26 protein-coding genes are annotated in these 21031 nt (G+C 51.0%); 1 reads left to right on the top strand and 25 read right to left on the bottom strand.

All coding sequences use genetic code 11. The features are described 5' to 3' along the window. Nucleotides 1-18 precede the first annotated feature (18 nt). The 9 genes from H8790_RS02360 to H8790_RS02320 all read right to left on the bottom strand — a co-directional run bounded on the left by H8790_RS02360 (nucleotide 19) and on the right by H8790_RS02320 (nucleotide 8236). Nucleotides 19-774, bottom strand: a complete 756-nt coding sequence (locus H8790_RS02360; RefSeq protein WP_015544605.1) for a hypothetical protein — start codon at nucleotides 772-774, stop codon at nucleotides 19-21. Nucleotides 775-795: 21 nt separating this feature from the next. Next, nucleotides 796-1452, bottom strand: coding sequence for a suppressor of fused domain protein (locus H8790_RS02355; RefSeq protein ID WP_008394719.1), 657 nt, complete (start codon nucleotides 1450-1452; stop codon nucleotides 796-798). A gap of 84 nt (nucleotides 1453-1536) precedes the next feature. Then, nucleotides 1537-2370, bottom strand: coding sequence for a hypothetical protein (locus tag H8790_RS13820; RefSeq protein WP_008394720.1), 834 nt, complete (start codon nucleotides 2368-2370; stop codon nucleotides 1537-1539). Between the two features lie 17 nt (nucleotides 2371-2387). Next, a complete protein-coding gene (locus tag H8790_RS02345) occupies nucleotides 2388-2738 on the bottom strand; it encodes a hypothetical protein (RefSeq protein ID WP_242959426.1) in 351 nt (116 codons plus the stop codon). Between the two features lie 64 nt (nucleotides 2739-2802). Then, nucleotides 2803-3894 (bottom strand): ankyrin repeat domain-containing protein, encoded by a 1092-nt coding sequence (locus H8790_RS02340; protein ID WP_055180713.1) that lies wholly within the window; start codon nucleotides 3892-3894, stop codon nucleotides 2803-2805. Between the two features lie 18 nt (nucleotides 3895-3912). Further along, complete coding sequence (locus H8790_RS02335; RefSeq protein ID WP_187333448.1) at nucleotides 3913-5295, bottom strand: DUF6138 family protein; 1383 nt, start codon at nucleotides 5293-5295, stop codon at nucleotides 3913-3915. Continuing rightward, nucleotides 5292-6761: a DUF6138 family protein gene (locus tag H8790_RS02330; RefSeq protein ID WP_243208544.1), complete on the bottom strand. Its 1470-nt coding sequence runs from the start codon at nucleotides 6759-6761 to the stop codon at nucleotides 5292-5294. Before H8790_RS02330 ends, H8790_RS02335 begins: the two co-directional genes overlap by 4 nt. Before the next feature lie 193 nt (nucleotides 6762-6954). Then, nucleotides 6955-7575, bottom strand: coding sequence for a TetR/AcrR family transcriptional regulator (locus tag H8790_RS02325; RefSeq protein WP_025543803.1), 621 nt, complete (start codon nucleotides 7573-7575; stop codon nucleotides 6955-6957). Between the two features lie 118 nt (nucleotides 7576-7693). Further along, complete coding sequence (locus H8790_RS02320) at nucleotides 7694-8236, bottom strand: SLOG family protein (RefSeq protein ID WP_187333447.1); 543 nt, start codon at nucleotides 8234-8236, stop codon at nucleotides 7694-7696. A gap of 142 nt (nucleotides 8237-8378) precedes the next feature. On the opposite strand from H8790_RS02320, the gene H8790_RS02315 reads away from it, so the two are divergent. Beyond that, nucleotides 8379-8693 carry a helix-turn-helix transcriptional regulator gene (locus H8790_RS02315; RefSeq protein ID WP_006354155.1) on the top strand — a complete coding sequence of 105 codons (315 nt, stop codon included), beginning with the start codon at nucleotides 8379-8381 and terminating at the stop codon, nucleotides 8691-8693. Nucleotides 8694-8789: 96 nt separating this feature from the next. Here the strand turns inward: H8790_RS02315 and H8790_RS02310 are convergent, their stop codons facing one another. The 16 genes from H8790_RS02310 to H8790_RS02235 form a co-directional block, all read right to left on the bottom strand. Continuing rightward, on the bottom strand, nucleotides 8790-9320 hold the full coding sequence (locus tag H8790_RS02310; RefSeq protein ID WP_006354154.1) for a helix-turn-helix domain-containing protein: 531 nt from the start codon (nucleotides 9318-9320) through the stop codon (nucleotides 8790-8792). A gap of 29 nt (nucleotides 9321-9349) precedes the next feature. Then, nucleotides 9350-10381: a hypothetical protein gene (locus tag H8790_RS02305; RefSeq protein WP_025543802.1), complete on the bottom strand. Its 1032-nt coding sequence runs from the start codon at nucleotides 10379-10381 to the stop codon at nucleotides 9350-9352. Then, nucleotides 10359-10508 (bottom strand): hypothetical protein, encoded by a 150-nt coding sequence (locus H8790_RS02300; protein ID WP_006354152.1) that lies wholly within the window; start codon nucleotides 10506-10508, stop codon nucleotides 10359-10361. The genes H8790_RS02305 and H8790_RS02300 overlap by 23 nt, the downstream gene beginning before the upstream one ends. An 11-nt stretch (nucleotides 10509-10519) precedes the next feature. Then, nucleotides 10520-11344, bottom strand: a complete 825-nt coding sequence (locus tag H8790_RS02295; RefSeq protein ID WP_118747067.1) for a C39 family peptidase — start codon at nucleotides 11342-11344, stop codon at nucleotides 10520-10522. Nucleotides 11345-11360: 16 nt separating this feature from the next. Next, nucleotides 11361-11840, bottom strand: coding sequence for a hypothetical protein (locus H8790_RS02290; protein WP_006354150.1), 480 nt, complete (start codon nucleotides 11838-11840; stop codon nucleotides 11361-11363). A 60-nt stretch (nucleotides 11841-11900) separates the two neighbouring features. Next, the gene (locus tag H8790_RS02285) at nucleotides 11901-13727 is read right to left on the bottom strand and encodes a VirB4 family type IV secretion system protein (protein WP_025543800.1); all 1827 of its coding nucleotides are present in this window, start codon (nucleotides 13725-13727) and stop codon (nucleotides 11901-11903) included. Continuing rightward, nucleotides 13721-14686, bottom strand: coding sequence for a phosphoadenosine phosphosulfate reductase family protein (locus H8790_RS02280; RefSeq protein ID WP_025543799.1), 966 nt, complete (start codon nucleotides 14684-14686; stop codon nucleotides 13721-13723). Before H8790_RS02280 ends, H8790_RS02285 begins: the two co-directional genes overlap by 7 nt. A gap of 2 nt (nucleotides 14687-14688) precedes the next feature. Next, entirely contained in the window at nucleotides 14689-15387 is a 699-nt protein-coding gene (locus tag H8790_RS02275; RefSeq protein WP_025543798.1) for a hypothetical protein, read from the bottom strand. Between the two features lie 60 nt (nucleotides 15388-15447). Further along, on the bottom strand, nucleotides 15448-15810 hold the full coding sequence (locus H8790_RS02270; protein ID WP_025543797.1) for a hypothetical protein: 363 nt from the start codon (nucleotides 15808-15810) through the stop codon (nucleotides 15448-15450). Continuing rightward, a complete protein-coding gene (locus H8790_RS02265) occupies nucleotides 15807-16244 on the bottom strand; it encodes a DUF3846 domain-containing protein (RefSeq protein ID WP_025543796.1) in 438 nt (145 codons plus the stop codon). The genes H8790_RS02270 and H8790_RS02265 overlap by 4 nt, the downstream gene beginning before the upstream one ends. Before the next feature lie 17 nt (nucleotides 16245-16261). Beyond that, entirely contained in the window at nucleotides 16262-17959 is a 1698-nt protein-coding gene (locus H8790_RS02260; protein WP_187333446.1) for a hypothetical protein, read from the bottom strand. Nucleotides 17960-18034: 75 nt separating this feature from the next. Beyond that, nucleotides 18035-18580 carry a DUF6550 family protein gene (locus H8790_RS02255; protein WP_025543794.1) on the bottom strand — a complete coding sequence of 182 codons (546 nt, stop codon included), beginning with the start codon at nucleotides 18578-18580 and terminating at the stop codon, nucleotides 18035-18037. A 152-nt stretch (nucleotides 18581-18732) separates the two neighbouring features. Further along, on the bottom strand, nucleotides 18733-19278 hold the full coding sequence (locus H8790_RS02250; RefSeq protein ID WP_187334210.1) for a hypothetical protein: 546 nt from the start codon (nucleotides 19276-19278) through the stop codon (nucleotides 18733-18735). Beyond that, nucleotides 19275-19670 carry a DUF4320 family protein gene (locus H8790_RS02245; RefSeq protein ID WP_025543793.1) on the bottom strand — a complete coding sequence of 132 codons (396 nt, stop codon included), beginning with the start codon at nucleotides 19668-19670 and terminating at the stop codon, nucleotides 19275-19277. The genes H8790_RS02250 and H8790_RS02245 overlap by 4 nt, the downstream gene beginning before the upstream one ends. Nucleotides 19671-19686: 16 nt before the next feature. After that, complete coding sequence (locus H8790_RS02240) at nucleotides 19687-20559, bottom strand: type II secretion system F family protein (RefSeq protein ID WP_025543792.1); 873 nt, start codon at nucleotides 20557-20559, stop codon at nucleotides 19687-19689. 8 nt (nucleotides 20560-20567) lie between these two features. Next, the gene (locus tag H8790_RS02235; protein ID WP_006354138.1) at nucleotides 20568-21008 is read right to left on the bottom strand and encodes an XF1762 family protein; all 441 of its coding nucleotides are present in this window, start codon (nucleotides 21006-21008) and stop codon (nucleotides 20568-20570) included. Nucleotides 21009-21031 lie beyond the last annotated feature (23 nt).

Below are 21031 nucleotides of genomic sequence, written 5' to 3'. Positions count from 1 at the left end.
CTTGCCCCAATCCCCAGGTTACAGCGACAGCCATGTGGTCAAAGCACTAATTTCCTCCCGCAGCAATCCGGATTTCCCAGCGGCGGCAAAGGCTTTTTGGATACTGCCATAGCGCCGCCCGGAGCGGTCTACCAGCTGGAGCGCGGCTGCCTCCAGACCGGGAATTGCCAGCACAGCATCTGCCAGCGCCTGGGCGGAGAGTTTATCCCCGATCAGAGAGGCGGCAAAGTAGCGCAAATGGCTGTGAGAGAGGGCGGACAAATCGCTGAGTTTATGCAGTTCATAGAGTTTCAGGGCATAAAGGGAAGGAAGCCCATCCAGAGCCGGTAGTTTCTGCACAGCTGGTAGTGACTGGAGATAGAGTTTCTGAAGCCGGGTCGCCGGAGTCAGGAAAGGGGTGAGATCTTCCGTTTTCCGCATTTCCTCCAAATGGAGATTGGTAATGCTGGAGAGAAGCGGGGTGATGTCGCCATTCTTTTCCCCACGCAGGTGGAGAACACGCAGGCCGGGGAGAGAAACATTGTCCCAGGAAACAGGGGCCGACAGCCATAGGGACAGTGTATGAAGCTGCTTTAGCTCGGAGAGAACTTCTACACCCTCACATTTTTCCATTAGGGTCAGTTCCTCCAGATTGGGATAATCTCGCAGGAAGGACAGATTCACCTTCCGCTCTCCCGTCACAGACAGACACCGTACCGCATCTGGTTTTAGTCCATTCAGATCAATCTTTTCTCCGCCGCGCCAGAAAACTGCGGTGCAGTATGCCTGTTCCATTTTGCTTCTCTCCTTATTCTGCTAATGTGATTCAAAATTAGTATCCGGTCTTTGGAAATATACAACATGGTCTACATCTTCCATGTATTCCAGCATTTCATCTGTACTATGCTGAATCTTGTATTCCAGTTCATTCTCTGTCAGAGGAATCACCTGATAAAAACCGACCCAACTTCCATCTGAGAGCTTACAGACGGCAGCACCCTCCGGCGCATCCTGTACGCCTAAAAGAACACACCCTGCCAGCAATGTATTGTCTGCGTATGGTGTTCCGTTTTGAATAGAATGCCCATAGCCCAGCCAAGTGCTTTCTATGATTGGAAACCTCGCTAAATAGCGAAGCAACTCTACTGGCCAATTTTCTTGGCTTTCCTTACTTTCAGGGTTCCACTCAGGCGGAAGGCACATCATCAGTTCTATCCGAGAGGGAAGGCCATCCTCTTGGTATTCACTTGGGATCTTCATCGAAAACGCACCCATGCCTGTGGTTACCAAAGTATAATAGTTATGTTCCTCATGGGGCGGAATGATGGAGACATCAACATGAATATCTTCGCTGAAAAACTCATGAACCACTGTTGTGGCTTTTCCAAAATATTTTTCGATATGGTTGTCCAATCGTTCGAGTTCATCGGGACTATATAATGCTGGATTCTCCAAATACTTTCCAGTAATCATTGATCACACACCTTACTTCTTTTCTCGGCTTACATCATCAACACCAGTAATCATCAAATTCTTACCAAAACAGTCCTATTGTACTCATGCCAGTTCCGCATCCAGAATCTGCAACTGTTTTCCTTTATCATTCACATAGTAAAGTGCAATGTAGTCAATGCCGTCCCGTTTGACCTGCTCCCAGGGCATCCGCTCACCGTTAACCAGTTCCACGGTATCAGCCTCGTCTACCTCGAAGCTCTCTTTTTCATCCTCATAGTCGATATTGTAGCCCAGTTCCAGCACCAACTTGGAGGCAGGGATCTCATACCGCTGGAGGGGGCGATGCGCCAGCTGGGCTGGATTGTGTTCATCGCAGAACATATTATCATAACCATGCTGCCCACCGTCGAAGATGACGAACTCCTCGCCGCTCTCTGGGTCGCGGGCTGCCACCAGTCCGGGGGTCTCGCCTCTATCTATGATATAGGATTGGGACTCTCCCTTCACTGTGAGCAATTCTCCGTAATACCACACTTCCAGCAGTTCATTTCCGGCAGAGGAGCAGAGGGTCACGGTGGGCAGGCGCTTTTGTTTTCGTTCTTTGACATGGCCCTCCAGCCAGGTAGGGATTTGGGGAAAGGAATCCCGTTTCTTCTTTTTTCGTGGTGATGCCTGTGTATCGTTCCACGGCTCCATATCCAGAATGATGATCCATCCGCTATAATCGCTGTACTTCATTGTGGTGTGCGCCCGGATATAATCCTCCCCCCAGAGGGCCACATCCGCCTTACTATACCAGGTAGTCTGCGTTACACCATCCTCATTGGTAACATCGCAGCAGAGGTAATCTTCTGCTTTCCCGTTTCTCAACGCTATCATACGAAGAATTTCGGTATCTTCCGGGGTGACTTCACGAAAGTTCATTTTTAATGCCATAGGGGAGCCTCCCTGTATTAAAAGGTGTCGTAGCCAACCTTCGGACTTGGCACGAACTGCTCGTCAAAGGACACATTGAGATAGAGTTCCCCAGCCGGAGAGTCCCCAGTATCGTAGCAGAGGGAAAATGTCCCGTAGCAGCCGGACTTGTCTATCGTGATGTCGGTCAGGGGCAGATCGGGGATGTCCTCATCATCAGGGAATTCTTTCTGTAAGATCTCGTGGGCCTGCCGGTCCAGCTCATCCAGTTCCTGAGCTAATCGCTCCCAGAAGGGCATTGCCAGAATCTCTGCCTCGGTATAATCATTGCAGTTGATATGCAGTTCCTTATCTGCCCGGTGAGCCGTAAAGTAGACCCCGCAACTCATTACCTCCCAGTTATCCGCATTCCATAAAGATAAGAGTTGATCTTTTGTCATTTGTGTTCTCTCCTTATTCCTCAAACTCGCCCTCAATCATTCCATTAAGATATTTTCCGGGATCAGCAATAAATTCCTCCCATTTGGCTAACGGATGAAACTCCTTATGCTCAATGTCCAGATACCAGAGTTTCTTATCTCTGGGACTCCACAGCAGCAAATAGTCGCTGTAATTGTCCATTTTCGCCATAAGGGAGAGCAACTTTTTCCGTTTCCAGGTCATCTCCTGTAAATCCATGTAGGGGTACAGTTCCGCCCATTTCACCAGTTCCCGCTCTGGAAATTCCAGACGCAAGGGGCCGGTCTTTAAGTATTCCACCAGCTTGGCAGGCAGCTTGTAAGGCATGAGTTGACGCGCCTTTTCCTGTTCGTTATGCCATTCCTCCGGCTCCAGAGCTTTTAAGTAGGCGGCCATTTCCTGATTTTTGTTCTGTACTGCCACGGTGTAGGGCCGGTCACCATATTTATCCGGGATGGTGATGTCTGCACCCTGTTCCACAAGCCAGCGCACCATAGAAAAATCGTTGTGCCGTGCAGCTTCAGTGACAGGAGTCGAAGCGTAGGGAAACACCATATCTGGCTTGTGATAGTTGATGTCCGCCCCGTTTTGAATCAGATACTCCACCAGCAGCTGATTTCCATGGCTCGCCATACTGCGCAGGGCTTCACCGCCGTATTGTTTCAAATCCATGCCCATCCTTTTCAAAATGGGGAGTACATTAGGCTCATCCCGATCCACCAAGTGGAGAAACAGCCTGCATATATCCCTTTGCGTTGCGGGGATTCTGACTCCCACATCTACCAAAAAGGAAAACAGGGTCAGGTCTTGACTGCGCAGGGAACCACAAAGCAATTCTTCCGGGTTATGGGTCAAATCTGCTCCGCATTCGATCAGGAGCTGTACCATGTCCATCCGATTTTCCAGTACAGCCAATTCCAGCGGAGAGGCTTCGTCATCCCGCGGCCAATCTCCAATCATTACCTGATAGCATTGTGGCTCATTGGGAGAATGCCCTGCGTGAAGCAGGGAACGAATCGCCTCTATGTCACCACTTTTGATGGCAGCCATCATGGGAGGTACATTTGAATAGCTTACTTCACTCATCCGAGTCCTCCTTATAGTCTATTGAAAAATTTCCTGATACCTTTCTCTCAGTTCCTTCGGAGCCGTCTTAATGACCTTGCTGCCGCCGTTTTCAGAGGCTTGCCCCCAGATGGCCCAGAGTAGGCTCTGCCAAGCGATGGCCCGGAATTTCGGGTCTTCGTTTTCTTCCGGCAGGAGATAAGCGGAAAAGCGTCGCTTGACTTCCAGCAGTGCATCCAGGCTTTCCCCATTGGCTATCAGGCTGCGGAATTCTCTGGCAGGCTCCAGCCACTGCATAGATAATGCGCCCCGCACCAATACCCCCAGCGTCCATGGTTGGAACCCAAACTTTCGGATCAAGGCATGAAGGAATTTCCCTTGCAGGGAGGAGTGCTCGTCATCGCAGAGATCCAGATACTCCGTCACCAGCGGTGCCCACGGTTCTCCCTCCAGCCCCAGGGCAAACACGGCGAAGGTGCCGGGCATCGCACAGGCTTCATCTGAGAGGTTTTGGTACCACTCAAATTCCCGCATAGCCAGACGAGCGTATCGCGCCATAGCCGGATGCAGATTGGGGTGTTGCACAGCACAGGCAAAGAGCTGATTGACGCCCTTTTTGGGCAGACCGGGAATGGGCAGATAGAGTTTTTCCTTCCCACGGAACTCCACCGAGTAACTGCGGGGAAATCCCTCCTGCTCCAACACCGCACACAGGTAATCCAGAATTTCAGCATAGCACTCCTCCGTGGAGTCCCTGGCGGTGATGCGGATGGTAGCAAACACATCATTGGCCGATGCGGTGAAATGCTCCGTCTTACGCCGCTGGATGTCCTTTGGCAATTTGCCGCTGCCAGCTGTTTTCAGCTGCTTCACCATATCCGGGCGAAGCTGGGAAACCAGATCAAGGTAGTGTTCGGTTATAATCGTATTATCGCTGGCCCCATACACCGTATAACAGACCGCCACATAGCAAGTAAAGCGCAGCAGATTCTCGTCCACATCCTCCGGTCGCAGCTCCGGCCATGCGGTACAGAGCGGGAAAGGCGAAAAGTAGTCCTCATTCTCTCCAATCTCAAAAAACCTCTCCTGCACCTGGTGTTTGATGTATTTTCCCAAGGTGTGGCCAATCTCCCTCCAGCCCACCAGCCGCCGCAGGGCATCGCAGAATGTAACAGCTTCCTCATAGGGGAATCCCTTCAAAGGCAGTTTGGACAGATACCGCTCCAGGAGCTGGCTGGGAAGAAAGGGCGTTCCGCTTTGGTTCCGAACGACCACCGGATAGCCGGAATGGTTTTCTTTTGCAGTTCCATCCAACACATCCTGGATGCACTGATCGGCGTGTTCCAGCACTTCGGGGTTCGTATCTGGTTTCTGGATCAAATAATAACGACCTTGTACGCCGTCGCGTTTCGGCAAACTCATAGCAGGCCACCACTTCCTTCCAGGTTCTCCGTTATCGGAATAAAAATCTGTCGGTAAAGTTCCTTCAGTTCCTCCGAAGCTGCTTCCACCACTTTCTGACCACCCTTGGCGCTGGCTTTGCCCCAGATCACATAGCAGACCGTTTCCCATGCGTATTGCAGCACTTCCTCCGGGCTGGCTTCTGTTTCCTCAGCGGGTTCCTCGTCCTCGTCATCATCCTCGTCGGAGGAAAAACCGCTTGGAACGATCTCGGACAGGTGGATTTTTGCCTCCAGCAGAGCGCCCAGGCTTTCTGCATTTGCCATCCACGCGGTATAGTCCTTGGAATACTTCATGTTCTGCATGGACAGCACCCCACGGACAAATACAGGGACGGTATCGGCGGTAAATCCGAACTGTTTCACATACTCCCGGAGGAATTTTTCCTGTAAGTGGGAGTGCTCATCATCGCAGAGATCGAGATAATCCCATACCAGCTGCTGCCACTCTTGCCCCAGCATTCCCAGGGCGAACACGGCAAAACTTCCGGGGAGCGCGCACTGCTCATCGCTGAGATTGGTGTACTGCTCATATTGCCGCATGGCAAGCCGGGCGTACCGTTCCATCAGGGGGTGGAGGCCGGGGTACTGCACGGCACAGGCAAAGAGCTGGTTTACTCCCTTTTTGGGCAGTCCTGTGATGGGAAGATACCTCTTTTCCGGCCCTTTGAACTCCACCGCATAGCTGCGGGGAAAATCCTCCTGCTCCAGAAGCTCACACAGGTAGTTCAGTACTTCATGGCAGCACTCCTCCGTGCTGTTCCTGGCAGTAATACGGATCACAGCAAAGGCATCGTTGGCCGATGCGGTGAAGTGCTCTGTTTTCCGCTTTTGCAGGTTGAGCGGCAACCTGCCGGTCCCATGTTCTTTCAGCTTTTTCACCATATCCGGACGGACTTTCTCCACCAATCCAAAGAGGTAATTGGCGTCCAGATACTGAAAGTCCATACCATATACCTTATAGCTCACCGCCACATAGCAGGCGAAACGCAGCAGCGGCTCCGGGACCTGCTCTGCACGGATACCTGGTTTTAGGGAATACTCCCGATCCCAGAAGTGGTCATCTTCATTGCCTGTCACGATAAAATATTTCTCCTGTAGCTCCCGTTGCAGCATATCAAGTAGATGGTGGTCAATTTCACCCCACCGGCTCTGGCGGCGCAGGTTTTCGCTGAAGGCGATGGCCTTTTCCGCGTCAAGGGTCTCAGCCCGCTGCGCTTCGGTCCATGTCCGAAGCAGTTGCCACACCTCAAAGGGCGCGCCTTCGCTGCTGACCACTACCGGAGGCCAGAGAGAATCAAGCCGCGTGATTCTCCCGTCAATGGCATCCTGGATGCACTGGTCAAAGAGCGGTTGCAGTTCCTCCTGCACCTCGGGCTTCATCCAGTAACAGCGCCCGTCCGCACTATTTCGTTTTGGTAAACTCATATCAGGCCACCTCTTTCCGAACAATAAAAAATGCCCTGCGCCGCACTGCCACAAGGGCAGACGAACGCAGGACATAAAAAGGCCGCGCAAATCTAAAGCCGGTTGCAAAAATCCGACTTGTTCTGGTCTTTGAATGTATTTGTTTGCTCTGTAATCCCACAGAACATGGAAGTTTATCTCTGTGCATCTCGCGTCACCTTATCGCTTCCTTTTTTGCTCGCTGCATTTCATCCAGCAGGGCGTTGATTTGAAATTCTACCATATCATCTGCTACTTCGGGAAACAGGAAAGGCATAGTATCAGGAATAGCTTTATAACTCATCATCATTGTTAAGGACAGATTACCAAATAACCGTGGATCAATGTTGTCCATCGGAACGCCAAAAATTGTAAGTAAGTTGCGATATAAATACAACTGGTCGTTACGAAACGCTTGAAAATTTTCGTTGGAAAGGCAGCGATATACTTGCTGTTCTTCCTCTATTGATAAGACTGCAAACCCAACTTTTTCTCCATAACAACAATTTTTCAAGAAGGTTTTGACGCTTTCTCTCCAACTGAGTTTGGGGTCATTCATCAGTTCTTGTGCATAGCGTAGCAATTTAGGCTGCTGATATCGAAGTGCCTGCATTACAAGTTCTTCTTTTGAAGAAAAAAAGCTGTAAAAGAAAGTTTTAGAAATTCCAACTTTTTCACAAAGAATAGCAATGCTACTATGAACAAGTCCCTGATTTACAATACTTTCAAGAACAGTTATCAGGAGAGCTTCTTTCACTTGTTCGCGTTCCTTATCTGAATAGGATTTTCGTGCCATCGTTCACTGCCACCCTTTCAATAAAATACAAAACAAGGAAATGGTATTTATATTATAAAAGGCAACCAAAAACGATGCAATAGTATATGTGAAAATTTTTTATGAACTAACTAAACCATTAACTTATTTCTACTGTATCAGGATGGAGAAAAATTATACGAAGATTTTGTTTCAAAGCATAATTTACTGTTTGGCCTGTCCCAGATCGTAGTTTACGATTGTTATCATAGACTGCCAGCAAGAAATCTGCATGATCTACCATATAATAATTTCTCTTTTTATAATCGGATGTAGTTCCACTTTGTCCTATAACAATACATTTTGTGGCATTATGAATAATTATCTGCAACCGCTGTTTGCTCATTGCATCCCATTTCGAATCATGCCCTTCAAATGGAAGTGCAACAATTAACTCAATATCTTGATATCCCGGTTGTTCTTTGAGATATAAGAGTTGTTCGGCTGCCCACATATCTACCCCTAATGCACCTCCAACATAAAAGCGGAAAATACCTTCTTCATCATGCAAATGACAAAATGTTTTTAGCATTGCTTTTTTTATCTTTTTGCACAACGAATACCCTTCATTATACTTGAACTTAAATCGAGTTGGACGGTGCCCAGTAATGGCACAAGCGTATGTTTTTTCCAAAAACTTCACCCCACTTCAAATCTCACGCATACAAAAATGAAATAACGCAAATAAAACGGCGTAAATAGGCATATATTCAATATTATAACACATACTATGTTTATAATCCAGGCATTTCATCTGTTATCCTTGTATATAGCGAGGTGAGGATATGGATGAAGAATTTATCCGCAATCGGATCACCGAATTGCGTTTGAAAAAAGGCGCATCAGAATATCAAATGAGTTTGGCTTTAGGACAGAACCGGAGCTATATTCAGGGGATTTCATCCGGTCGATCTCTTCCGTCAATGGCTCAGTTCTTAAAAATTTGTGATTACTTTGAGATTACCCCTTTGCAGTTTTTTGATGCAGAAGCGGTCAATCCACAGTTAATCCGTAAAGCGATGGACGGAATGCGAAAACTCAAGGACGAAGATCTGATTATGCTAATTGGCTTTATTAACCGACTGCAATCCAAGGACTGACGGCGGGGGTTTCGACCCCTGGCCGTCTATTTTTGCAATTTTTGGATTAACTATTACTTTTTTCTTCATCCGTAAGTATCTGTTCACCTGTACGGTTCAAGGGGGTATAAAAATGGACTGCCCCCCAGTCCACATACGAATCGGGCGGCAGAATTGCCGCCCGATTTTGGTTTCAAAGCCATCTGCAAAGGAGTAGGAATCCGCTGTTGGCAAAGTGGCAGACTGTTCCCCAGGTGTGGGATCAGAGGCATTACAGGCATCCGCAGGGGCGCTTTCCGGCTGCACTGCCGGGGATTCATCAGACGCATCATCTTCCAGCACAGGGGCGTTTTCCGGCTCGTCAGGGCAGAGTAAGTCAGAGCATAAAGTATAGAGGTTGCTGGTCTGGCCGCCGTTCTTACGCTCGTCAAACCGGGCCTGTTTGACGATATATCCCGCCTTCACCAGCTCATCCAGCGCTCGCTTTACGGTGGACACCCCATAGCCACACTTGGCGGCTATGGTCTTGATAGAGGGGAAGCACTCGCCCTCTTTGTTGCAATGCAGAACCAGGACTTGCAGCACAAGCCGTGCTCTGGGCTTCAGTTCAGAAGAAAATGCCCGCTGCATATACTCAAACTTTGCCATATTCCAATCCTCCCAATCATGTCATACTGTTACAGGCGCTTTTCTCCTGCAATATACTTCTCCACAAGCGGCCGGTAGATCTGCCCATTGACCCGTTTCGCAAACAGGTCGTGGGATGCCGCCGCAATCTGCACATTTTCCCCAAAGAGTTCCATACAGTATTCCTGAATTTCCTGCGGCACACAGATCGCTACCGGGCGCACCTCCAATGAGCCGCACTCGGACAATGCCTTGTGGAACACCGGAATCTCATAGGGCAGGACACTCCCGCACAGGAGCCGGTGATCCGCGTCACGGAAAATAGAGGTGGGCGTCTGCATCACGCCGCAATCATAGATGATAAACTGATACGCCTTATCCGGCTCGTTGGTCAGGTAGCAGTCGATCCCATCAATGGTGTAATGCTCCCCATCCGGCGCCGCTTCGTAGATGTTCAGCAGGAGCTGCAGGTGGCGGTTCTGATTGACTTCGATATACGCCACCTCCGCACCTCTGGCCGCCAGCCAAGATGCCAGGTTAAAGGCCGTCACTGTCACGCCGCTCCTGCGCTGCGAACCGGCCACGGCAATACGGATATTCCGGGCGTTCCAGCGGTACGGAATAATCTCATCCGGCTCCGGTGCCTTCTCACGCTGAGTAGCTGGCTGTTCGTAGACGGGAGCCTTTACCACATACCGCTGCATCCCATCTTCGGAAAGCGCTTCTGTCAGCTCGTCCAGGGCGTCCTCCATCGTTTCACCCGTAACCAGATTCACAACGCCGATGGACAGTAGCCGTTGTACCTCGCCGTTCACATCCTCGTAGCCGGAGAGGATGACGATGATCCGGGCGGAGAACATCATCTGAAAGGATTGCAGGGCAAGGGTGAAATCATTGCCGCTTTCCTCGATACACGCCGCATCCACCACAAAGAATTTGGCGTTGGCATAATTGCGCATATCTTTGGTAACGAAACTTTTCAGGCTGAACCGGCCGACCAGCTTCTTGGCGGGCAGAGTCATATTCCGCACGGCGGGGTCGATCAGGTTGCTTTTCTGGTTACTCGTCAAGTACAACAGCATAGGATTCACCTCCCATATTTTCAGCACTGGTTTTGTCATCCGCCCCACCGGTCAGCAAGAGGACGATGCCCACCACTACGATCACGATGTAGATAAACAGTTCAATCAGCTTGTTTCGGTTATTCATATCGCACCCCTTTAGTAGATCGCCCACAAGGGACCGCCTGCTGCGGCGCCCTTTCTGGCCTCATCCAGAATGATTGATATATCCCATTCCTGTTCGCTTCGTTTTTTACTGGCAGGATCGGCCACCAGGATTTTTCCTTCAGAGGTCACTCCACGCAGCACCATAAAGTGACCGCTGGATGTGAAGTGGCCTTTTGACATAAGTGCCACAATCAATTTCCCGGATGCCAAAGTATCCACCACGGCCTGCGGGTCATCGGTGCTGATGCTTTCCCATTGAAGCCCAAAGCCCTCCGCAGCCCCCGGTATCAACGAGTGATAGGAACCGTTGCCGGAACACCAATAGCCATTCTGATACGCCCATTCTGCCATTGTGGGGGGATCAACAGTCTGGTCTGTCAGGCTGGATACCACAATCGCCATAGAGGTCGGGCCACATCCATAACCGCCGATATTATCGGTTCCATACGGAAGATCGGCCCAACGCTCATCCAACTGATTGTAGTAGACGACTTCGGTCACCCCATCCGTAAAGATGATGCCCTCATAGCTCTGACCACTACCATCTATATAGTCTTTCTCATAAATGCCGAGCTGCTGGTTGTAACCATATTGCTTCTGAAAATCCTCCACCACGTTTACCTCATCACCAATCAACCATTGGGACAGTACGGAAAAGGGGCTGGTAATGAGGTACAGGATGAAGGCAATTAAAAGCAAAAGCCCCAGAACCGGGGCCAGGATCATAAACAGGATTCTTTTCCGGCTCTCGGAGTCGGTAGCCGCCTGCACAGCTACCTTTGCCAGAATTTTTGCAGTCAACGGATCAACAGCCAAAAAATCACCTCCATAATCAGTCCGGTTCCATACCGGGGGCTTCCATCATCTGCTCCATTTGCAGATTGAACGCCTCCCGCCGTTTACCGGCGCTGTCGTCAATTTCAAACACCTTTTCTCCTTTGTCATTTTTCCGGACAGATACCATGTAGTCCCCATTGGCGATGAAGCAGGCCGTAAAGAGCGCCCGAATCGCCGGGGCAGGCATCCGCGAAATCTCAAAAGGAGTAGCAGCACACTTGCTGTTCCAGGAAAAGAGGTTGCGGGCGGCATCCGCCGTAATCTTCATCCAGTCATATTCAAACTCCTCTTTCCGCATCATCTTGGTAAAGTCGATTCCCTCCGGGCAGAGGTAACGATCCATCTTCTGAAAGAGAGCCGGATGGGAAGCCATCAGGAAAAGGGCGGCATGGTAGGAAGCGTCCAAATCACTGCCCCTCCAACGTATGGCAGCCATCTTGTTGACCAGGTATTCGTATCGTTCCGCATGATTCATCTGAAAACCTCCTGTGTGGAATAAGTAAGGCGACCGGGATTGCTCCCGGCCGCCACCGAATTACCGGCCGCCAGCCTTGCCCATATAGGAAAACTTGTAAGCCGGAATCTCAAAGTTTACATGAAGCCGCTTGGACCCAATGATAAAGAGCGCGTGTCCACGCCGCTTGCTCTCCAACAATTCCTGCTCCGCGTCCGTCAGGTTGTAGAGGTCTTTGGTTTCCTGAAGGTTTTTGCCGTCGCAGCCCATCAGGATTTTATAGCACGGAATATCCAAAAGGGCCTGCCCGTACATTTTGACCTCCGGGGCCAGGAAATCCACCACGGAATGAGAAATGATTGCCAGTCCAGCTTCATACTTTCTTGCCCGCTTCTCCACATTACGCAGGAACACCAGGGATTGCGGGACCTGCGGGTCAATCATCAGATATGCCTCGTCACATACCAGCAGGCAACGCTCATTCCGGTCGCGGCTCATTTCCTCCCAGCACCAGCTCAACAGGTTCAGATACTGCGTGCGTTTGACATTATCCGACGCATTTTGCAGGTCGTGGGTATCCAGGCAAATAAACCGGGAATTAGCCTCCAGCGTGGTGTGGCCGTTCCACAGAAAGCTGTCGCTGCCCGCTGCGGCGTCGTACAGCAGCATTGCCAGATCACGATATACCGGATTCTCCTTGTTGGCCTCCGCTTTCTTTTCCAGCAGGGCGTGAAGGTCGGACAGAATGGGAAAATCCGTGGCCTTGAGCTGCCGAATATCCGTTTCCCAGAAGATGCCGAACTGATTGTAGAGTTCAATGATCGTCTGCTTGAGGATTGCTTTCTGCATATCCGTCAGGCTGGGCAGATACAGGGAAAATTCAATCTCCAGTGTTTTCATGTGCAGCGCCATATCAGACATTCCGTTTCCTTCATCGGTATAGAGTTTGTCGGTTTCATCGTCATCGTCACGGGGCGCCGGTCTGATCTGCAAAAGGTTGGAGCGGCCGTTTTTTCCGCCGCCAGCATTGAGCCAGCTTCCGTTCAGGTTCCGGCACATATCCTTATATTCGGATTCCGGGTCGATGCACAGGATTTTCGTCCCCTTCATGTATTCCGAAAGCATGATGTGCTTCACAACGGTACTCTTGCCGATACCGGCCACACCCATAATCACGAAGCTACTATTGGTGCGGTCGTTTCCGCGCTCCCAGGTATCCAGAATCACCAGGCCGCCGTTGCTGTCCTTTGCAAAATAATAGCCCCGACCATCGTTGTAACCGGAGCTGGCAAACGGGAATCCGCCCACAAAGGTACTCATGGGAATAATACGGGACACAATGCTGTCCACCGTGGAGTTGGCCGGATAGGTGGGAGAAATGCTCTGGAACCCTTCCTTTTGGAGATTGGCGAGGGTGCGCACCTTGCACTTCTGGATGTTGAAGGCGCTCTCCACACGGCGGCAGACCTTTGTGAAGTTGACCTCATCCTGTGCAATCGGCATCACGGTCAGCGACATCATGGCAACCGTTTCGCCCTCTTGGTCGATCCGCTGCATGATTTTCTCGCCGTCCTCGGCGGCTTTCTCGGCGCGCTGCCGGGTCAGCGGGTCTTTGGCACTGTCAGCGGCGCCGCGCTGTTGGACAATGCTTTTGGAGATTGCGGAAATGAGCGAACCATTGTCAATGGGGGTAATCCCCACCGAAACAATGGTGCTGGGGATGTTGGTGATCTTGGAAAGCCACCCCATATCCACCTTCTGCGGATAGCGGACGGCGCCGTACACCTTACCCAGATTTTCACCGATGACCAAACTATTTCGCTTGATTTCCAGCCCCATCGGGGTAATGACATTTAGCAGCGCTTCATTGACGGGAAACGCTTCTTCTTTTTTCTTAGAACCTAACAATGATCCACCTCCAACTGTTGATTGCGGTAAGGCACCCCAATGTAGTCCAGCACAGCGCCGCACCCCAATTTATTGATGCAGTAATCATACTGCTGGGGATGCGTCACCTGCATAAGCTGAAATCGGTTCGGCTCATGCTCCAGATGAACGCCGTACATACAATACATACACCCCGATCTGGAAACACCGGTGGTTTTCAGAATCGGGGTGCCGTTCTTCTTGCGGCTTTCAACAATGTCCCCATAGATGGGGGCATAGGGAATGCCGGTCATTTTCAGATACCGCAAAATATCTTCTTCCAGCCAGAACGCAAGGGGCTGGCTGAGAGGCCGCTGGCGCTCGAAGCCGTTGCAGCCAAACTTGATCCAGGATTGCTCCCGCAGCTTGCTTTCGCAGGCCAGGACACCCGTAATCGGGTGCCGCCCGGACTGCCTTTCAAATTTGTTCAGCGGCGCTTTTTTCATGTGGTAACAACACCTTGCCGAAATCTTGAAGGGAGCGTCCAGAAGGTATTTGTAATTCTCGCAGTTGTAAATCGACTTCTTTCCGTTCTTGTCCAGCAGTTCTCCATTGAGTCGTGCCAGACGGTAAGGTTGTCCCTTTCTTGCGCCGTTGATAACATCCGAAACCTCTTTGGAGATGATCGGATAGCCGTACTTCTCAAGAATCTGAGTGAACGGATAGCGCGGGCGAAGCCAAATAACATTGTCCTTCGTTTTTACGAAATCGCGCAGTTCGGGGTATTCCAACCCCGTGTCAACATACACAGCAGGAATATCAGGGTAGACCCGCCGTGCCAGATCAAGCAGCACGGTGGAGTCTTTACCGCCCGAAAAGCTGATAAAGACCTGCCCATCGTACCGCATATACCATTCCATGATTCTCGTCTGCGTAACTCTGATTTTTCTTTCGAGGCTCCAACCCTGCATGATTTTCAAATCCTGCCGGGTGTGCTTCATACTTAGGCAACACCTACACTTTCCAAAATCGGGATCGCAGCATTGATGCCGGAATCCTCCAAATGCACATAGGCGGGGTTGTTGACCAGGTTGCACAGCCGGACAATATCCTGCTGCTCTAAAATCTCGGTCTGAATGCCGCTGTCCGAAAAATATCCGCCGAGCAGCTTGAGCTTCTGAAGCAGATCGCGCTCAACGCCATCGCTTACCCTATCCCAAATCTTGATGTAGAATTGCCGTTCCACAACCTCGCCGGAAAGAGCAAAGGCGCCCATTTCCACGATTTCCTGCTTCAGCAGTTCCTTTTGCTTCACATCGGAAGAAGAAGTGAGTGTGGCAGATAGCTCCGACAACAGCGGAGAAATATCTACCGGGCGGGATACAGCAAGAAGCTGAAACGGGTACTGTGCGCTGGACAGGCTCACCGTAAGCTGCTTGGCAATCAGCCGCTTTTCGTTTTTGCTGAACAGTTCTGTGCTGATCGGGTAGATCTTCAGATACGCCAGAGCCAGATTGTCACGGGTATAGAGGAAGTTCCCCCGAATATCTTTCACATTCACAAACTCATTGGCGGTGATCTGGGCCAGTTCTTCCTTGTCCTTGTTCTTCGATTTTTTGTGTTTGGCCGACAACTTCAGAAAAATCAGCGTCCCACCGCCCAGCAGCGCACAGACGCAGATCATAATAATCGGCAAAAGCAATTTATCGACCTCGCTTTCTTTGCCATAAAAATAGGCCCTGCTTTTCAGCAGAGCCGTGTCTTATAGTTCCAAATCTTCTTCATCTTCGCTTTCTTCGCCGTACCCAAAATCCAACTCGTCCGATTCAAAAGAAAAGCTGTGGTCTGAGATGCAGTCCAGGGCATCGCTGGCGTCCAGCTCGTCAAAATGCTCTCGGAAGAAAGCCAAATCCTCCTCGTCAGCGCGCACGGTTTCGCCATCTCCATAGAGATAGGTCTGAATTTTCGCTTCGATGGTATCCCCCAGGGGCCATTCGGCAAGAACCTCAGAGATTTCATCACAGTCCAGCAGTTCATCCAGCCCATCAGGGCTACCGGGGACAAAATGCTCCGTCATCAGAGAGTGGGAGGCATCCAGAGTCACCACCGAAAACATTTTGCTCATCGGCTTGCCTCCATATCCTCTCCGGCTCCGGTGTCCATGTCCCATCCCTTGCCGAACATGAGGTTCATAAACTCTTTCATGTCGGCGGCGGACCGTACTTCAAAGGATACCGCTGCGGGGACCGGCTGCGGAAAATACTCCTGATACATGGCAATCTGTTCATCGGTCAAAGAAACGCCCCGTCCTTCCGGGGTATCGCAATAGAGGAAAAAAGTTCCGTGAAGGATATCCGGCCCGTACTGTCGGTTCTCCGGCAGACCTGTCAGTTTCCCGGACGCATTGCAGCAGAGAACCGTTTCGCAGGGCAGAGGAATACACTCAATGTCCCCGCCCACAAGTTCCTGCCGGTGTTCCAGAGAATCCTCCAGCATGGTCGTATAAGGCGCCCGCCCAGGTTCAAACACCATAATCCGAATCATTCTGTTGTCGTTCATATCCATTCTCCTTTTCTTTACGGATTGCCCGGTGCGATATGCCAATCATCATAGAGGGAGCCGCTGATCGTTACATCATCGGTGAGATTCATGGCAAGCATCCCCGCAGGCGTCCAAATATCCATCACATGAGTATTGACTGTGTAGCTCCCGTCCGGGAACCAAACCGGCGAAAAATGCACCCGCTGGTTATAGGTGCTGTAAATGTTTTTGGCAAACTGGAACCGCGCCGTTGTTCCGCTGGTGAGCCGCTCCAACAGCCGCCAGTAGGTTCCATAGCCAAACTCCGGGAAGTAGGATACGGCTGTCTGCCCGTAGGTATAGTGCGATAGCAGGGCAGAGGTGCTGACGGTTGCCGTTACAGTGTTTGTTACGCCATAGCCTGATTTCATCAAATCGCCCGAAGCGGTGGGAACCTTTTCGTCCGGCTCGATTCGGGTGGTGGCGGTCATGCTGGCCGAGTAATTGTCCCGGAAGTAATCATACCATCCATCGTCTACCCAATATCCTGTGTTTTTCCCTGTGCTGTGCCACACCCAATAGGGGTGCCATTTCGCCCACCAGACACTCCATGCTGCATAGGTCTTGGTTTCTCGGCTGGGAATGCTGCTGGCCGACCAGCTTCCCATTGTATCGGTGGCTTTCGGATCGGGCGGGTCGTTGCCGGAGAGATCTACCACCTTTGCGTGAATGGTGCTTTGGCTTAACGAACCTTTGTTAGTGCTGACATAGATGGTAATATCCTGCGGCTCCGACGGTGTATGCCACTTTACCCAGGCAATCTGACTATCTCCCGATGGAATCACAATATTGTTCATCCGGTAGGTGCTGCCGTTGATACTAAAGGATACCGTAGCAGGGCTATCAGGATTGATCTCCGATCCCGCATAAAGCGTTACCGGCGTGATGACATCTGTATCCACACGATACTCGTAGTCATAGTCGGTTGGCTCCGGCTGTTCGGGCGGGTCGGTAAACCATACAATACCCATACCCAGATAGGTGATAATAGTATCGTTGGAACAGGTCTTATTGGTAGCCCCTGTATAGGCCGGAAATCCCATATCCGCATATTCCAGGAACATAGCCAGCGGCAGGTTTTTATGGGTCAAACTCGTCATTGTCTTACGCAAGGACCCGCCTGCCTGATTATCATAGAGCGCGGCTTCATGGGCAGTCATGGCCATCATAATTCCGTTGTGCTTAAAATAGGCGATTGGCTCCAAAAACAGCTTGTACTGTCCGCCAATCAGTTCCTCGTATGCGATTCCGGTCTGCTGCGCCACCAGTTTTACCGCATACTCGGAGCAGAAGTATTTCTTGATTGCTTCAATGCTGGCATTCTGGCTGCCACTGCTGACGATCCTCGGCATAGGGGTTGCGGGGGTGTAGTAGTCGTAATTCCCCGTGGTAGGAGAAATACTTGCCCCATTTGCATATTGAATTTTACTGACTTTCCCAAAATGAATCTTGATAGATGGAGTTTTATTAGTCAGATCAAAAGAGGACGACACAGGCTGACCGGATTCTGCATCAACCACAGTAATTCGTACACCATCCATACCAGGGTTCCAGGAGTTCTGCGAGGTTCCTTGCCCCATATCGCCGCCACCGCCATCCACGTTTCCGCTTCCTCCGGTTTCTGCCAGGGCGCTCATAGGACAGATACCCAACAGCAGCACAAATGTGAGCAGTATCACAAATATCCGCTTCAAAAACGCACCTCCAATCAAATTAGTTGAGAACAAAAAAAGAGTACGGTATCGCTACCGTACTCTCCGGGCTTGTTATCAGCCCATGTTGCCGACCTGTTTATTTATATCTCCATCAGAGTCAATGTTGTGCTGGACGGAGCCGCCGCCCTCGTCGGTGATCCAGCCAAAGCCCTCCAGATAGATGGAACCGCCCTGTGTGTCGCCGGTCTGGGGTTGGTTGCTGTCCGGCTCATGCACAATCGGCTCATCCTTTTCGCTGGCCGCCTGCTGTTCCTCCTGAGAAGGCGCCGGGGGCGGAGTGGTTTCGGGTTTCTTTTCACTGTCGGTCAGGTTAACGTCTACCTGATCTTCTTCCTCCACATTCAAAACAGCATCGGTCTGGTTCTGGCTGTCAGTCGCTTCGGGTTTAGAGGTGTCCGGCACCACTACCAGCGGTTCGCTGGAGCTGCTGTCCGGGGTATTGCTGCTATCCACATCCTCGGCAGATACATCCGAGGGGGTGGATGCCGGATCAACGGTTGTGGTCTGCCCGCCCTTGCCCAGCAGCACTGCGGCAATCACAATTACCACAACGGCGGCTGCGCCAAGAACGGCCAACAGCTTCTTGTTTTTTGCACTCATTTGAAAACCTCCTTGTACGGTGATTTTATATTAAAATTATGGTGATATTTCTCGCCATCATTATACCATTTGCACAAATACGGCGTCCAGGTGTGATTCCTGCCAAATATTTTTTTGCGCTATGGAAAAGCGGCAGGGCGAAATACACAAAATTAAAACCTGGGAACATATTTGGCGTTGAGTTTCATGGTGATCTGCATGGGGGGCAGATGCCCGAACCCAAAGGAAAGCGGCACATCAACAGTGATTGTCCCTGTGACATTGAGCTGCGTAATGCCATCCGGCACAGACGGGGCCAGCGGAGCATTTTCTACATCCAGGTGCAGGTCGTACAGTCGATACTCCAAATTCTCGCCGCTGTACTTTACATACTGCCCGCCCTCGTATTCAATGCCCAAAACATCTTGCAGGCGGGCGTATACATTGCCGCTGGTAACATTCTGTGACCAGGACGAACCGGCAAGTTGATAGCCACCGGAGTAACCCTCACGCAAACCGGCATAGGCTTCATCCCAATTCTCGGTGGCCACATCTACAATGGCGGACTGGACAGAATCACGCACCCCCTGCGCAACGATTATCAAGCGCATATACTCAAAGGTCACACAGGCCAGAATCAGGCAGCAGAGGACAACGGCCAAAATCATCGGTACGCCTTGCCCGGATTTGTTTTTCAGGACTTCTTGAATTTTCTTCACTTCCAATACACCTCCGAAGTCCCGCTGGCCTTTGCCGTCAGAGTGACAGGAAAGGATGCAAACTCACCGAACAGCCCAATATTGACGGTGGTTGTGAGGGTCACTTCCACCTCGTTGCCGAGCTGGATTTTTCCGGTGTCGCTCCATGAGATATTGGGGTCGAGTCCGGTTTGCTCCCGCAAATCCGCTGCTTTTGCGTTTGTGGCAGAGCCAACCTGCCCATTGATTTCTGCTGTCCGAACTAATTCGTCTGCAAAGACATCAAGGTTCTGCTTTGCCACGAATACCGGTGCAATGCGGACCACCAAAGCCAGAACCATTGCAATCGCCAGAACCAGGACACACACATCCACAAAGCCCTCGCCCCGTTTGTCCTTCAGAAGTCGTTTCACGGTTTCTCCACCTCCTTTAGAACAGTTCGCCAAAGGCTTCCAACACCACATAGCCCAGGACACCCAGATACATCAGCAGGAAACAGCCCAGCAGCATAAAGGAATACTTACGCATTTTTCCCGGCTGCTTCATGGCTTCCAGTTTCAGTTTTTGAAGTTCCAACTGCTTAAAGGTCATAGAAAGCATCTGGAAATACATGATACCGTTGTCACCGCGCTTGACCGAGATCAAGCCGCGCACCACATCGGACAGCATGGTACTTCCAATCCGGCTCTCCATGCGGGTGAGTGCGTTTTCCTCGTTGCCGGATGCCATATCCGCAATCGTGATTTCCAGTTCCCGCTTCATGGCATGACCAGCGTTTCTCTGGTAGGATTTCAGGATGTTCAGCACATCACGGGATGCCCTGAGTTCCTGTTCAATGGTGTTTACAAATCTGGGCAGCTCGGCTTCGATTTCTTCCCGGCGCTGTTGAACGATCTCGTCCGCTCGTTTCTGCTCTTTGAAGTAAACTGCCACCGCCAGAAACACAATGACCGGCGCAAGGATCGGGAAAATCAGAAGGGCCGGAATTATCAGCAGAGCAATCAGACCAGCCTTTACCCAGGCCGCCGCAATATAGGTTTCCGGGGACATTTTAATTTCGGCGGATTTCAACTGTGCCTCCAGCTTCTTCCGCTTATAGCCGTCCAGATGTACCAGCGGAGAGAGCCGTGCGGCCATATCGAACAGGACAGCATTGATGCTGCCTTTCTGTGACTTTCCACGGCTCGTCACGGTCAGAACCGCCTTTGTGCTTGCGGAAGTCGGCAGCCGGAGCAGTCCGGCCAACAAAAAGAACGCTCCCAGGCCAAAGAGCGTCCCAAAGCATAGCAAAATGAGATACAAAACTCGCGTCACCTCAATTCTTTGTAATAGAGCCGTTTGGGGCCGGTGTTGCGGCTGTCGGCTCTGGGGCGCCCCGGCACATTCCAGTTCCCGCCGCCTCGCAGTCCCGGCGCACATTGCCAGCCGGAAGCTCGCAGGCTGGCTCCGTTTTCGGTTGCCAGGGTGTAGGTGATGATTTTCTGATAACCCATCAGTTTCGCAATCCGGGCGCACCGGCTGTAAAGGAAGCTGCACCCATTGGCAATACCATCGGTGCAAAGCCGGGTCACTTCCGCTGTTTTCCCATCATCCAGTCGGCGGGCAACGGGGCGCCCAACAATCGCAACTCCATGAACGGCGTCCAAATCATCTACGACAGCCACACAGAATTTGCAGCCGCGCACCTGTCCACTGTGCCGGTGATGCGCCAGAACAAACGCATTGGCGTCCCGCAGGGAGATCGGTAGCACTCTCGATGGTATCACCTCCTAAC

The sequence above is a fragment of the Oscillibacter hominis genome (assembly GCF_014334055.1).
Classification (GTDB): domain Bacteria; phylum Bacillota; class Clostridia; order Oscillospirales; family Oscillospiraceae; genus Oscillibacter; species Oscillibacter hominis.
The sequence above is the reverse complement of the archived record's forward strand: the minus strand, read 5'-3'. Positions and strand labels throughout refer to the sequence as shown.

Bases quoted from the DNA above. Each gene is read 5' to 3' on its own strand.
- H8790_RS02255 (WP_025543794.1), bottom strand. From the start codon at position 18,580: ATGAGTGCAAAAAACAAGAAGCTGTTGGCCGTTCTTGGCGCAGCCGCC.
- H8790_RS02360 (WP_015544605.1), bottom strand. From the start codon at position 774: ATGGAACAGGCATACTGCACCGCAGTTTTCTGGCGCGGCGGAGAAAAG.
- H8790_RS02290 (WP_006354150.1), bottom strand. From the start codon at position 11,840: ATGAATCATGCGGAACGATACGAATACCTGGTCAACAAGATGGCTGCC.
- H8790_RS02335 (WP_187333448.1), bottom strand. From the start codon at position 5,295: ATGAGTTTGCCGAAACGCGACGGCGTACAAGGTCGTTATTATTTGATC.
- H8790_RS02310 (WP_006354154.1), bottom strand. From the start codon at position 9,320: ATGGCAAAGTTTGAGTATATGCAGCGGGCATTTTCTTCTGAACTGAAG.
- H8790_RS02355 (WP_008394719.1), bottom strand. From the start codon at position 1,452: ATGATTACTGGAAAGTATTTGGAGAATCCAGCATTATATAGTCCCGAT.
- H8790_RS13820 (WP_008394720.1), bottom strand. From the start codon at position 2,370: ATGGCATTAAAAATGAACTTTCGTGAAGTCACCCCGGAAGATACCGAA.
- H8790_RS02340 (WP_055180713.1), bottom strand. From the start codon at position 3,894: ATGAGTGAAGTAAGCTATTCAAATGTACCTCCCATGATGGCTGCCATC.
- H8790_RS02300 (WP_006354152.1), bottom strand. From the start codon at position 10,508: ATGAATAACCGAAACAAGCTGATTGAACTGTTTATCTACATCGTGATC.
- H8790_RS02265 (WP_025543796.1), bottom strand. From the start codon at position 16,244: ATGAACGACAACAGAATGATTCGGATTATGGTGTTTGAACCTGGGCGG.
- H8790_RS02280 (WP_025543799.1), bottom strand. From the start codon at position 14,686: ATGAAGCACACCCGGCAGGATTTGAAAATCATGCAGGGTTGGAGCCTC.
- H8790_RS02305 (WP_025543802.1), bottom strand. From the start codon at position 10,381: ATGCTGTTGTACTTGACGAGTAACCAGAAAAGCAACCTGATCGACCCC.
- H8790_RS02270 (WP_025543797.1), bottom strand. From the start codon at position 15,810: ATGAGCAAAATGTTTTCGGTGGTGACTCTGGATGCCTCCCACTCTCTG.
- H8790_RS02330 (WP_243208544.1), bottom strand. From the start codon at position 6,761: ATGAGTTTACCAAAACGAAATAGTGCGGACGGGCGCTGTTACTGGATG.
- H8790_RS02315 (WP_006354155.1), top strand. From the start codon at position 8,379: ATGGATGAAGAATTTATCCGCAATCGGATCACCGAATTGCGTTTGAAA.
- H8790_RS02345 (WP_242959426.1), bottom strand. From the start codon at position 2,738: ATGAGTTGCGGGGTCTACTTTACGGCTCACCGGGCAGATAAGGAACTG.
- H8790_RS02325 (WP_025543803.1), bottom strand. From the start codon at position 7,575: ATGGCACGAAAATCCTATTCAGATAAGGAACGCGAACAAGTGAAAGAA.